The sequence below is a fragment of the Chitinophaga tropicalis genome (genome assembly GCF_009758205.1).
Classification (GTDB): Bacteria; Bacteroidota; Bacteroidia; order Chitinophagales; family Chitinophagaceae; genus Chitinophaga; species Chitinophaga tropicalis.
In genome coordinates this window covers 440,722-454,334 of the sequence record NZ_WRXN01000002.1, presented here as the reverse complement: position 1 = coordinate 454,334, position 13,613 = coordinate 440,722, and the positions used below count along the sequence as shown (strand labels likewise).

The following is a 13,613-nucleotide window of genomic DNA, read 5'->3' as shown; positions in this document are numbered from 1 at the left end:
CATATATATGGCATTAAACTACGTCTGGCTCTCTTTTTTCCTGATATCCTTCATAGTAGCGCTGTGCCGGCTGATCTTCCTGCACGACACTGCCGTTTTCTCTAACGTGATGACAGGAATGTTTGACAGTGCCAAAACCGGCGCGGAGATATCTCTCGCCCTTGCAGGCATCATGACTTTCTGGCTGGGTGTCATGAAAGTGGGCGAAAAAGGTGGTATGATCAACATATTTGCCAGGATCGTAGACCCGTTCTTCTCTAAATTATTCCCCCAGATCCCTAAAAAAGACCCTGCCATGGGGGCCATTCTTATGAATTTCAGCGCCAACGCCCTGGGATTGGACAATGCTGCCACTCCCCTGGGACTAAAAGCTATGAAAAGGCTCCAGGACATCAACCCTGAACCGGAAGGCACTGCCAGTAACTCCCAGATCATGTTCCTGGTGCTGAATACTGCCGGGCTCACCATTATCCCTACTTCTGTTATAGCCGTCAGGCTGGCCACAGGTTCTGCCAATGCTGCGGATATCTTCGTCCCTACCCTGATCGGCACCTTTATATCATTCATGTCCGGTCTTATAGCTGTTGCCATATTCCAGCGTATCAACCTGTTCAAGCTGCCTGTACTGGTATTTGTAGCCGGTTTCTGCGCACTCATGGGAGTGCTTTACTGGTGGCTGCATAACCTTCCACCAGACCAGATAGCCACCTACACGGCGCTTATCGGCGGATTGCTGATCTTTTCCATTATCGTTTCCTTTTTTACCCTTGGACTGGTCAGAAAGTTAAACGTCTATGACACGTTTATAGAAGGAGCAAAAGAGGGTTTCAACGTGGCCGTATCCATCATACCTTACCTGGTAACCATGCTGGTAGGTATCAGCGCATTCCGTACTACCGGATGCCTGGATTATGTAACCAGTGGCCTTGGCGCCTTCTTTGGTATGCTGGGCATGAACACCGACTTTGTGCCCGTATTGCCGGTAGGGTTGATGAAGACCTTCAGCGGAGGAGCCGCCCGCGGACTGATGATAGATATTCTCAAACATGACGGCCCGGATTCGTTCGTTGGCCGGCTGGCCAGTATTATACAGGGCTCTACGGAGACAACATTTTATGTACTGGCGCTCTACTTCGGTTCCGTAAACATCAGGAATACCCGGCATGCCCTGGCATGCGGACTGATAGCCGACTTTGTAGGACTGGTGGGATCCATTATTGTAGGATATATTTTCTTTCACTAACTTGTTGCACCCACCACCATATATCTGCCAAAAACTCATTTACTATCATGCTTAAGAAACCACTACATGAAGACTGGATCGCGTTTATTGTTGCCTTTGTTATTATCCTCCTGGGAATTGCCGGTATAAAACCTGTGCTGCCAAAAGCCGGGACCTGGGGGGCCGGAGCAGAACTATCCGCCCAACTGGCTAACCTTGTTGTCTGGAAACAGCTTACTATCGGCTTTATATGGGTGCTGACAGCCCTTGTACTGACAAGATACCTGCAACGCAATCTTACCGTAGGACAGCTCGTCCCCTCCCTGGTAACCATTATGCTCATCACATTACTGGCGCAGTTCCTGGCCTCCAATAAAACAATAAAAGACCTGGGAATTGAAGTTGTTCTGTTCAGCCTTCTCTTCGGATTGCTGATCAGTAATACCGTTGGTGTGCCTGCCTGGCTGAAACCCGCTATACAGACTGAACTATATATTAAAATAGGTCTGATCCTGCTGGGAGCCAATGTGCTTTTCGAAGATATTCTCCAGGGAGGAATAAAGGGACTGGCACAATCTGTTGCTGTGGTATTTACCGTCTGGTATTTCGCTTTCTGGACCTGTAAGAAGTTTAAACTGGACGATGAATTTAAGATGATGATCTCCAGTGCAGTGTCCATCTGTGGCGTATCTGCGGCTATTGCTACTGCGGGCGCTATTGAAGGAGATAATAAAAAGCTTTCCCATGTTATTTCTCTTGTGCTCATTATCGCCATTCCCATGATGCTGTTCATGCCTTATATAGCTATCTGGGCGCACATGCCACCTCATGTAGCGGGTGCATGGCTGGGAGGGACCATCGATACTTCCGGCGCCGTAGTGGCAGCAGGTACCATGCTGGGGGAGGAAGCGTTGAAATACGCCACACTGGTGAAATTCTCACAGAACGTATTGCTGGGACTTGCGGCTTTCTTCATTTCAATATACTGGTCTTATACCCGTAAAGAAGCGGGTTATGAGAAACCTACTGCAGCTACTATCTGGGATCGCTTTCCCAAGTTTGTACTGGGCTTTATCTTTGCCTCTTTCCTCTTTTCGTTTGTACTGCCTCCGGAGATCGTTGCCGGCAGTAAAGGCGGATTAAAAGAAATGCAGACCTACTGGTTTGCGCTGGCATTCACCTGTATAGGGCTGGAAACAAAATTCACTGACATTTTCAGAATGGAGAACGGCAGGCCTGCCATGGCGTTCATTATTGCGCAGGTCTTCAACATAATATTTACATTGATAATTGCGTACCTGGTGTTTGGACGTGATTAATATGAATAGTGGGCCACAGGCCCACTATTCAATCATATTTTCCTGTCTTGTCCTCAATACTTACATCTTCATCCTTTTTTATCTGCATCTTAATATACACCAGCAGCTGTGATGCTCCTGCTTTGAAACATACTTCCTGCGCTTTCCTCACCACTTCCATACATTCATCATAAGTACCTTCAATCACCGTTTCAAAGGGACAAACCCTGTATTTTAATCCTGAGGCCTGTATCACAGCAATTGCTTCATCCACTACTGCATATACCTGTTCACCGGGAACTGACGGAAGCACCTGTAATGCCAGGTTGATCTTGTGTGCCATACTATTATTTGTTTTTTGTTTTCTTCCATTTTACTTCATAGAGGTCTTTTCGCATATCCTTCTTCGTTTGTACGCTGCCGAAGGCGTTCAGTTCTTTCAGCAGTACCAGGTCTACATCCGCAATCACCACCATTTCCGTATTGGCGGTGGCATCGGCCTTTACGCCGGTTACAGGAAATGCAAAGTCAGAAGGGGTCAGCACAGCGCTCTGTGCATATTGCAGGTCCATATTATTTACCTTGGGAAGATTTCCCACACATCCTGCAATCGCTACATAGCATTCATTCTCTATAGCCCTTGCCTGAGCGCAGAACCTCACACGGTTAAAGGCGTGCTGGGTATCTGTCAGGAAAGGTACGAACAGTATCTGCATACCCTGTTCTGACAGGATACGGGATGGCTCCGGGAATTCTACGTCATAACAGATCTGGATGCCTACTTTCCCGCAGTCTGTATCAAATATTTTCAGGTCCTCTCCTCCTTTCATGCCCCAGGCATAGACTTCGCTGGGGGTTGGATGCATTTTGATGTAATAGTCATATGTTCCATCCCTCCGGCAGAGGTAAGATATATTGTACAACAGCTCATCAATTACTATGGGCATGCTGCCTGAAATGATATTGACGTTGTAAGATACAGCGAACTGAACAAACTGTTCGCGGATCTGTTCTGTATATTTGGCCACTCCCCTGATGGCGCCGGCCTGGTCCATCTGGTTAAATTCCGCCATCAGCGGGGCATTGAACAGTTCGGGAAAAACTACGAAATCCGATCCGTAATCACTCACTGCATCCACAAAATATTCTACCTGCTGCATGAAGCCATCCAGGCTGCCGTAATCGCGCATCTGCCATTGCACCAGGCCTATACGTACAATGGATTTGTTGTAGCGGATAGTGTCCTGATCTTTCTCATAATAGATATTATACCACTGCAGCAGCGTGGCAAAGCCCTTGGACGATTCATCATGCGGAAGGTAGTTCTTCAGGATCTTCTTCACCTGGAAATCGTTCGAGAACTGGAATGTGAGCGTAGGATCGTAGATCTCTTTATCCCTTACCTTCTCTATATATTCCCTGGGTGACATTTCACCGGCATATTTCAGGTAATTGGGGATGCGCCCTCCGGCCACTATGCCCCGCAGGTTCAGCCGTTCGCACAGGGTTTTGCGGGCGTCATATAACCTCCTGGCCAACCGGCGGCCGCGGTAGTCAGGATGTACAAATACTTCTATTCCGTATAGTACATCGCCCTTCCGGTCATGTGTGTTAAAGGTAAAATAGCCGGTGATCTGTTCATAGGTATGCTCATCCCCGAATTTGCCATAGTCAACAATAATGGAGAGGGCGCAGCCTACAACTTTATCGTTTACGGTGACGGCAATCTGTCCTTCAGGAAAGAGCTCTACCAGCCGGCGGATGGTGGGTTCCCTCCAGTAGCTGCCTTCCATATCTGCATAGGCAGATACCATAGATTCTTTAAGGTCCAGGTAATCTTCAGGTGTTAATTGCCTGATATCTATCGTTTCCGGGGTATGTTTTGCTGCCATATTTTAAATTTTGAGTACTGCCAGCCTCTCACAAGGTAGTATATCTGTACAAATGATAAGCCACCTATTCTTAATGTAAAAAAAGTAGTTATATTTGGGGTGCTTTTTTAACCATCCTCCCGTGCATGCCTGGCAAAGTAATTATTCACTATAATTATTACGGCAGTGTCGCTTATCAAAAATCGAGATATAGTAATCATAGGGCTTCAGCAATGGTACACCTCAATAGGCAGCAATTGTAAGAATATAGCATTACAGTTTGCAAAGCATAACCGTGTACTGTATGTCAATTCCCCGTTGGACCGCAACACCATTCTCCGTCAGAAAGAAGATCCGGATATTGCATATCACCTTAAAACGCTTGAAAAAAAGGAGCCGGCCATTGTGCCTGCCGGAGATAATATCTGGACCTACTACCCTTCTTCCATACTTGAATCCATCAACTGGCTGCCTTTTACATCAGGCTTTTCCCTGCTGAACAAACGTAATAACAGGAAATTCGCCGCCAGCATCAGGGAAGCTATTGACGCATTAGGCTTTTCAGACATCATTCTCTTTAACGACAATGATATTTTCAGGGGCTTTTACCTGAAAGAGCTGCTCCATCCTTCCACTTATATCTATTACAGCAGGGATTATCTGCTGGGGGTAGATTACTGGAAAAAGCATGGCGAAAAACTGGAACCTTTGCATATTGCCAAGGCCGATGTGGCGGTGGCAAATTCCTCCTATCTGACAGATATGCTCAAAAAGTACAATCCCAACAGTTATTACATTGGCCAGGGTTGTGACCTGACACTTTTTGACGCCGGAAAGGACCTTGAAAAGCCTGCGGATATGGAAGGGATCAAAGGGCCTGTAATAGGTTATGTGGGATCATTGAATTCCCTGCGGCTTGATATTGGCATTATGGAACATATTGCCCGCAGTCACCCGGAATGGTCTGTGGTGCTGGTAGGCCCGGAAGATAAGGCCTTTGAGCAATCTGTGCTGCATACCTTACCTAACATTCATTTCCTGGGCCGGAAATCTGTACCTGAGCTGCCGGCCTATATCAAATCATTTGACGTTTGTATGAATCCCCAGCTGGTGAACGAGATCACTATCGGGAATTATCCCCTGAAGATAGATGAGTACCTGGCACTGGGTAAGCCTGTAGTAGCTACAGTTACCAGGACCATGGAATATTTTGCATCGCATACATACCTTGCCCGGACGGCAGAAGAGTATGTAACGCTGATCAGCAAAGCGCTTTCTGAAGACGGGGAGCAGCTCCGGGAACAACGTATTGCTTTTGCGCGCTCCCATAGCTGGGAGAACTCTGTCACAGCCCTGTATGAGGCTATCTTAAAATCCGCTTAACAGGATGAGCACATTACTGACTATTAAGGAAAGGATCAAAAGTGATCCAAAGCTGAAGCAGTTCGTACATCGTATGATCATGCCCAGAAACCAGGCAAAGCCCCGTTTATGGGTCAGATGGTTCGTGAATCCTTTTATCCATAAAAAAGGAAAGGGAGCTATTGTGAGAAGATCTGCACGTATGGATGTATTCCCTTTCAACAGGTTTGATCTGGGGGAGCTGTCAATTGTTGAAGATTTTGCTACGGTCAATAATGGCGTGGGCGATGTTATTATCGGGAACAGGGTGCAGATAGGGATCGGTAATGTGCTGATAGGGCCTGTTACCATAGCAGATAATGTGATCATTGCTCAGAACGTGGTGATGTCCGGATTGAATCATGGTTATGAAGATCCGGATCTTCCTATTGGTCAGCAGAAATGTACTACGGCTGAAATATATGTTGGTGCTGACAGCTGGATTGGCGCTAATGCTGTTATAACTGCGGGGGTAAGGATAGGTGAGCATTCTGTAGTGGCTGGTGGCAGTGTAGTTACGAAGAATGTTCCTCCTTTCAGTGTGGTGGCCGGAAATCCTGCAAGGGTGATCAAGCAGTATAACCCCGGGAAGAAATTATGGGAAAGGGTTTGACAGATCTTTTCTTTTATCCTCTTTAAAAAAAGAAATGGTTTCACTTTGGTGAAACCATTTCTTTTTGTTCTGCATCATTGAAGATGCGTTATCCTCCTAGTTAGCCTTTACAAATTTGAAGCTCATTTTTAAACCGGTGCCCTTATACAATACCTGCAGAAGGTAAGTTCCTGCAGGCAGGAAGGTAACATCCAGCGATTTCTGCTGTACATCCATAGCTGGTAATATATAACTCTTCATAGACTGGCCGGCCAGGGTGAAGATGGTAATAGTCGCTTCACCGGCATTCTTCAGTTCCTGTTTGAAGTACAGGGTATTAACCACCGGGTTCGGATAGATCTTTATGATCGGCGCCTCTCCTGCATTACCATCCAGGACGGTAATAGTGAAAATTGCGTTGGAGCTTAAGCCATTATTATCTGTCACTGTGAGCTGGAACACATATTTACCGGGGAACGTCATACCTGACAGACCGGTGCTCTCCGCATTTGATGCGCCGATACTGGCCGTTAACGGACCGGAGATCTGCTTCCATTTATAAGAGCCGATGGTGGTATTGATGCCATAAGACCTGCTGGCATCTACATTTACACCGGATGTTGGCAATGTAACTGTAAGATCTCCCTGGCTGATAGCTACCGGTGGTTTACCCTGTGTAACAGCTGGCAGCACAGTAACGGTCATCCTGTCTGTGGCAGTGGCATTCCTGTTATCAGTCACTTTCAGTTCAAACACATAGGTACCTGCTGTAAGACCGGATACGACGTTGATCACACCGTTTGCATTGGAGAACTTCACATCCCTGCCTGTTTCTTTCTGCCATAAATACCCGGTTATCTGTCCGTCGGCATCTGAAGAACCCGAGCCGTTCAGGATCACGCTGTTCACCGGCAGGGTGATGGTTACATCACTTCCTGCTTTTGCTATAGGCGCTACGTTCACCGTACTGATAGGTTTCACGGTTACATTGACATAATCTATGGCAGTTGCGCCTTTATTGTCTTTAACAGTAAGCCTGAACATATAATTACCGGCAATCATAGCTGACACGATATTTACAGCTCCACGGGCATTTGAGAATTTCACGTCCGGACCGGATATCTTTTCCCAGAAATAGGTCGCAATGGTGCCATCCGGATCTTTGGATGCTGAGCCGTTCAATGTTATGCTGTTAACCGGCAGCTGTATGATGATATCACTACCTGCATTGGCTACAGGAGGCTTATTTGCTGGAGGCTGTGAAGACGGAGGAGTGCTGGGAGTCTGTGCTACTTTTACAGTAACAGTTATGCTGTCTGCGTCTGTCGCCTTATCATCGTCAGTTACGGTCAGGGCAAATACATATGTTCCGGCGGTGGTCAGTCCCGTTACCGTTGTTTTTGCTGCAGCTGCACTGGTAATAATTCCCACAGCCGGTCCGCTCACTTTCTTCCAGGAATAGGCGCTGATCTTACCATCACTATCTGCAGATGCACTGCCGTTTAAGGTAACAGTACTTGTAGGAAGAGTAATAGTGATGTTAGTACCAGCATTCGCTACCGGTGCTTTATTCGCTACAGGAGCAGCTTTTACGGTGACAGTCACGCTGTCTGCATCTGTTGCCTTATCATCATCTGTAACGGTCAGGGCAAATACATATGTTCCGGCGGCGGTCAGTCCAGTTACCGTTGTTTTTGCTGTAGCTGCACTGGTAATAGTTCCCACAGCCGGGCCGTTTACTTTCTTCCAGGCATAAGCGCTGATCTTGCCATCACTGTCTGCAGATGCACTGCCGTTTAAGGTAACAGTACTTGTAGGAAGAGTAATAGTGATGTTAGTACCAGCATTCGCTACCGGTGCTTTATTCGCTACAGGAGCAGCTTTTACGGTGACAGTCACGCTGTCTGCATCTGTTGCCTTATCATCATCAGTCACGGTCAGGGCAAATACATATGTTCCGGCGGCGGTCAGTCCAGTTACCGTTGTTTTTGCTGCAGCTGCACTGGTAATAGTTCCCACAGCCGGGCCGTTTACTTTCTTCCAGGCATAAGCGCTGATCTTGCCATCACTGTCTGCAGATGCACTGCCGTTTAAGGTAACAGTACTTGTAGGAAGAGTAATAGTGATGTTAGTACCAGCATTCGCTACCGGTGCTTTATTCGCTACAGGAGCAGCTTTTACGGTGACAGTTACGCTGTCTGCATCTGTTGCCTTATCATCATCAGTCACGGTGAGGGCAAATACATATGTCCCGGCTGTGGTCAGTCCTGTTACGGTCGTTTGGGCGGCAGCTGCACTGGTAATTGTTCCCACAGCGGGCCCGCTCACTTTCTTCCAGGCGTAGGCGTTGATCTTACCGTCACTGTCTGCCGATGTGCTGCCGTTTAAGGTAACAGTACTGGTTGGGAGGGTAATGCTGATGTTAGTACCAGCATTAGCTACCGGCGCTTTATTAACAGGAGTTGTAGATGTGCCGTTGTATTCGTAGGCACCCATGTCGAATTTCCCGTTCACCGGGCGACTTAAATTATCCAGATCGGTGCTGATGCCCCAGCTGGCAACATCATAACCCTTATCTATTGCGGCGGAGCCTTTTACGAGATGGAAGTCGCCGGTGGCAACATTCTTTACTACCTTACCGGCATCTGCGGTATTGGAATAGTAGTTGTCACCGAAGTCGAACTTGATATTCTTTGCTCCCCTGATATAATAACCGGTATAGGGATAACTGCCTCCAGGCGATTTTTCGATCACGATGTTATTATATACTTTATGCCCCAGGGTAGTGAGGTAGGCATAAATAGTCAACCCGGTATTACCCGTATTGTAGATAGTATTGTTGAAGATGTAGGCTGTGACCGGCTCCAGTATGAACTTGTCTGCTACGTTGATACCTTCTCCATGTTCTACGTTGGAAACGGTATTGTTGTACACATAAGATATTCCTGAGCCGAATATTGCAATACCAGGCAGATATCCCTGATCAATCACGTTGTTGTAAAGACGTACCCGGGAACCGCCGCCCATCAGCATACCGTAACTCTGGGCGTCCAGTCTGGAGGTGCCATAGTTGCGTACAGTATTGTGATGTATTTTGTTGGTACCCAGATCTGTCATAGCTATCTGTATACCATCCTGTCCCATATACTGGAGGTCGTTGTCATATACTTCCAGGTCCTGTATGTGGTGTGATTTGATGCCTTTACATCCGGCATAGTCCATCACATAGTGTGTGTTCCCTATGTAAAAGCCCTCATAGTCGGAATAGCGGCCTTTAATATGGTGGATCTTCACATTCTTCATGACATACTTACCTTCCCAGAACTGCGGATTATTACACTCCTGCGTGGTTTTAGCCACGATGAAGATGCCTACATCATGGAAATAGATATTGTGCACATCAATATCTGAGCTGCCGGAGCCCAGATACATACCATGCATCTTTACCCCAGCCAGGTTCTTTCCGTTCACATCAAAACCATATTCAATGCCGGGAGTACCGGAACCATTAATATGCAGGTATTGCCCCCCCATGATGTTGAAGGCAATGTCGCTTTTAAGTGTCCTGATACCTACTCTTACCTGTCCGCCGCAATTGGTGATCACTATAGGCTTATCTGCTGTACCCACCAGTTTCCCCAGTTGTATGAACTCATAATCTCCTGCAGCAATGCAGAGGGTATCGCCGGGGTTCAGGCCAAAGCTTTTCATAGCGTCAGTATAATACATACCGTTGCCGATGTTGGTTTTAGCCATCACACGTTTGTTAGCGGGTTTAGTTGGAGTGTCCGGGACCTTGCCACCCTTTTCATATTGCAGCAGCCATTCGTACACGTTCATGCCATTTTCCTTATAGGCAGGATCGTAAGATTTGGTCCAGGCATCATGCCCGGAGGCATTGAAGATGGTGAGTCTGGGCATGGCGCTGCTAACCGGGTTACTGGCATCTATCTGGGTGACCCAGTCTTTCGAATACTGGGAAGGAACGGTTGGATCGTTTTCGTTGTGAAGGAACCAGACAGGAATGTCATTCTGTGCTACTGCTTTAGCGGCAGCTGTTTTAGCCAGCGGGTTCATATTGCCGCAAACGGCAACAGCTGCTGCCGGTACCTGGGAATAGGTGCTGCCGGCGCTGACAAAATCTTCTGTGGCGCCGCCGCCCATACTGAGACCTGTTACATATATGCGTTTGCTGTCAATCCTGGGGAATTTTTTCCTGAGGTAGTTGATCAGGCTTAAGACGTCTGTAGGACCCGGTATGTTCTTAAACTGCGGTGATGCCACAATGAAAGAGAATGTCCGGCCATTGACCGTAAAAGAAGAAGGGAATGTACCGTTATTGAGCAGCTTGGGAACACCGTTTCTCAATACAGTAGGCAGGTTTGTAGTTCCGTTACCCAATTCTCCTATGCCATGAATGAAGATCAGCAACGGGAAAGAATCCTTGCTGCCTGCATAGGACGGAGGTACAAATTCATAATACCCCCCTGAATTTGTAACGCCTGTTCCTGCCAGAGATACACCCACTTGCTGGGCGTTTGAGGTTAGCGTTGTAAACAGTAGTAATGCCGTAAGCGATACATACATACTACTGCAAATAGAGTACAAATGCTTCATCTGTAAAGGTTTTTCAATGTGTATGGTATGTCCGTGCAAATCCTGCCCGCAATGCAGGAAAAATTCAAATAGACGCTTATTTTTTAGATTAATTTGAAATTGTAATCGTGTACGTTGATCTCGCCAAAAGGGTCTTAAAATCGTCCTTCTTATTTAAATCACTCCTTCTGTTAAAGTGAGTGTCTTCTGATTATTTTAAATCCCGTGGCAAAGTACAATAATTTTATTTGTTAGATGAAATTTTTTTAATATGTAATTATCATTATTTATAAAGCATGAAAAAATTATATATGTAATTTTATAGTTGATATTTTATTGAACTGAAGGCAGCAAAGAAAATTTTGTTGTACATTTACAATAAGGTAATATTGTAAGACGTTATCGCACTCCGTATATAACCTTATCCTGTCAAAAAGACCTCAGAATTTTCAATTAACTGTATTACATCACATCCATGGGATTTAAGTTATTGACGGTCATCAACAACAGGCATTTTCATTCTCTTTTAGGTAACCTTGTCTCTGCATTTCTGAACGTATTGTCATTTGCTATTCTGGTACGGTTGCTTCCACTGGCGGCGTTCGGGGAATGGGTATTGTTTATCGGTACTTATACTGTGCTGGACCAGATCCGCACTGCCCTGTTACAATCGGGGATCATCCGTTTTTATGCCGGCAGCAGCGGGGAGGTGTCAAGAGAAGTAGCGGGCAGCGCATGGAGCCTGGCGCTTATACTGACCGGTCTCTGTCTTGTACTGGACCTCATAGTACTGTTCGTATTCTTTCATTACTTTGACGCTACATGGCAGTTCTTCCTCAAATGGTTAGGGATAATGATGGTGGTATCTGTACCGTTTAACATTGCCAGCTGGTTATTGCAGGCAGAGCACAGGTTTGACAGGATATTACAGGTCCGGTTCTGGCAGAATGGTTGTTTCCTGGTATTGATACTTGCTTTTCATTTCACTGTTGCTATAGACCTGCAGCATGTACTGTTTGCCTACATGGCGGGGCTGGGCATCACCAGTATCTTTACCCTGCTGCGGCGATGGACACAGCTGCCTGCTATCATATACAGTACAAGGAAACAGGTGGTAGAACTGGTGAAATACGGCTGGCTCATTGTGGGCAGCATGATCACTTCCGGCTTCCTCAATTATTCGGATAACTTCCTGATCCGTACTATGATCAATCCTGCAGCGGTGGCTATTTACAGTATTCCGCAGAAGTTCATGGAAGTAATAGAGATCATTCTACGCAGCTTTGTGGCCACAGCGCAGCCTACCCTTTCTGCCGCTGCCAACAGGAACGACTGGCAGGGCGTATCCCGGGCTTTCAGCCGTTATACAGGCGTCGTAAGCATTGTAATCATTCCTTTCATTATTGTGCTTATTATCTTCACGAAACCTCTTATTATCATCCTGGCAGATAAGGCTTACCTTCCTGCTACAGATGTAGTACGTATATTCCTGCTCTGTGCCATCTTCTACCCTATTGACAGGTTCATAGGCGTATCGCTGGACATGATAAACCGTCCTCTTACCAACTTCTATAAGAACCTGCTGAAACTGGTGCTTAACATCATCGGGGATATTGTCTTCATCCTGCTCTTCCACGATATTCGCTGGGTAGCTTTCGGCTCTTTGCTGAATATGATCATCTGCGTGGTTGTAGGTTATTTCATGCTGAAAAAATATGTACACTTCACCGTAGCAGATATTGTGCGCCTGGGTTGGGCTGAGTGTATGGTGATGGTGGAGAAGGTAACAGGAAAACTTCGCCTGGTAAAATAGTTCGGGATAATAAGAAGGCCCTCCATTACTGGAAGGCCTTCTGTCCTAGATGATCCATATCCTAATCAAGATCATGCTTTTCTCAGGACCCGGGACCTGATAATACTTTTACATATATCTGTGAATGCTCTTGTCGCTTCTGCCAGTTCCTGCCCCATTGAACGCTGCGGAAAATAACGCAGTACCATTTCCCTGGTCCATGGTTCTTCAAAATACCTGAGTATGTCTTTATCCTCAGGATTTACAATGAAATCAAATCCTCCTTCCCATTCCAGCCGCATGGTATGCAGGTTGGGATGTGTTCTTTCCAGTATCTTATAGCCAATAGAGGCCTTGGGCAGGTATTCCAGGTACAGATCCCCGAAATCAAAATGGGTCGGGAAAGAGATACGTTCTTTATCTACCAGCACTACTTTCTCATTTACTTCCAGCAGTACCCATTTATGTGATTTCTTGGGGAACAGGTGTTCTCCCAGTAATGACGGCGTCTCTATATAACCGCGTTTGGCCACGCGGAACTGTTCATTCAGAAATGCTACGGGATCTTCCACATGTTCCAGCACGTGATTGCAGATCACATAATCAAACTCTTTATCGGCAAATGGCAGATGTTCTCCGTCCGCGTTAAGGAATGTCTGGTTTTTGAAAACCTTGATATCACCGCTGCGGTGAGTATTGTCATCTACGTATTTATCAACCACAACATTTGCTCTCGGATGTGGGTTGTGGCCCCCTCCAACTTCAAGTACCCTGTCCGTCCTCTTAATGTTCAGATCAAAACGTGAATGGGGATTTCTCAGTTTCATGCGAAAAATTTAAT

Annotated in this window: 9 protein-coding genes; 5 read left to right on the top strand and 4 right to left on the bottom strand. The window is 46.3% G+C overall.

Features of this window, described 5'->3' with window-relative positions; translation table 11 throughout:
• Positions 1-7: 7 nt before the first annotated feature.
• Positions 8-1,243 (top strand): nucleoside recognition domain-containing protein, encoded by a 1,236-nt coding sequence (locus GO493_RS07525; protein ID WP_157305523.1) that lies wholly within the window; start codon positions 8-10, stop codon positions 1,241-1,243.
• Positions 1,244-1,290: 47 nt separating this feature from the next.
• A complete protein-coding gene (locus GO493_RS07520; RefSeq protein WP_157305522.1) occupies positions 1,291-2,541 on the top strand; it encodes a YeiH family protein in 1,251 nt (416 codons plus the stop codon).
• Between the two features lie 28 nt (positions 2,542-2,569).
• On the opposite strand, the gene GO493_RS07515 is transcribed toward GO493_RS07520, so the two are convergent.
• Positions 2,570-2,863: a thiamine-binding protein gene (locus tag GO493_RS07515; protein WP_157305521.1), complete on the bottom strand. Its 294-nt coding sequence runs from the start codon at positions 2,861-2,863 to the stop codon at positions 2,570-2,572.
• A gap of 4 nt (positions 2,864-2,867) precedes the next feature.
• The gene (locus tag GO493_RS07510; RefSeq protein WP_157305520.1) at positions 2,868-4,412 is read right to left on the bottom strand and encodes a bifunctional GNAT family N-acetyltransferase/carbon-nitrogen hydrolase family protein; all 1,545 of its coding nucleotides are present in this window, start codon (positions 4,410-4,412) and stop codon (positions 2,868-2,870) included.
• A 165-nt stretch (positions 4,413-4,577) separates the two neighbouring features.
• Between GO493_RS07510 and GO493_RS31330 the strand changes: the two genes are divergently transcribed.
• Positions 4,578-5,774, top strand: a complete 1,197-nt coding sequence (locus GO493_RS31330; RefSeq protein WP_317165409.1) for a glycosyltransferase — start codon at positions 4,578-4,580, stop codon at positions 5,772-5,774.
• Positions 5,775-5,778: 4 nt separating this feature from the next.
• The gene (locus GO493_RS31210) at positions 5,779-6,405 is read left to right on the top strand and encodes an acyltransferase (RefSeq protein WP_157305519.1); all 627 of its coding nucleotides are present in this window, start codon (positions 5,779-5,781) and stop codon (positions 6,403-6,405) included.
• A gap of 96 nt (positions 6,406-6,501) precedes the next feature.
• On the opposite strand, the gene GO493_RS07495 is transcribed toward GO493_RS31210, so the two are convergent.
• Positions 6,502-11,001 (bottom strand): PKD domain-containing protein, encoded by a 4,500-nt coding sequence (locus GO493_RS07495; protein WP_157305518.1) that lies wholly within the window; start codon positions 10,999-11,001, stop codon positions 6,502-6,504.
• Between the two features lie 454 nt (positions 11,002-11,455).
• Here GO493_RS07495 and GO493_RS07490 point away from each other — a divergent pair, with 454 nt between their 5' ends.
• Positions 11,456-12,793, top strand: coding sequence for a lipopolysaccharide biosynthesis protein (locus GO493_RS07490; RefSeq protein ID WP_157305517.1), 1,338 nt, complete (start codon positions 11,456-11,458; stop codon positions 12,791-12,793).
• A gap of 71 nt (positions 12,794-12,864) precedes the next feature.
• On the opposite strand, the gene GO493_RS07485 is transcribed toward GO493_RS07490, so the two are convergent.
• Complete coding sequence (locus tag GO493_RS07485; RefSeq protein ID WP_157305516.1) at positions 12,865-13,599, bottom strand: class I SAM-dependent methyltransferase; 735 nt, start codon at positions 13,597-13,599, stop codon at positions 12,865-12,867.
• Positions 13,600-13,613 lie beyond the last annotated feature (14 nt).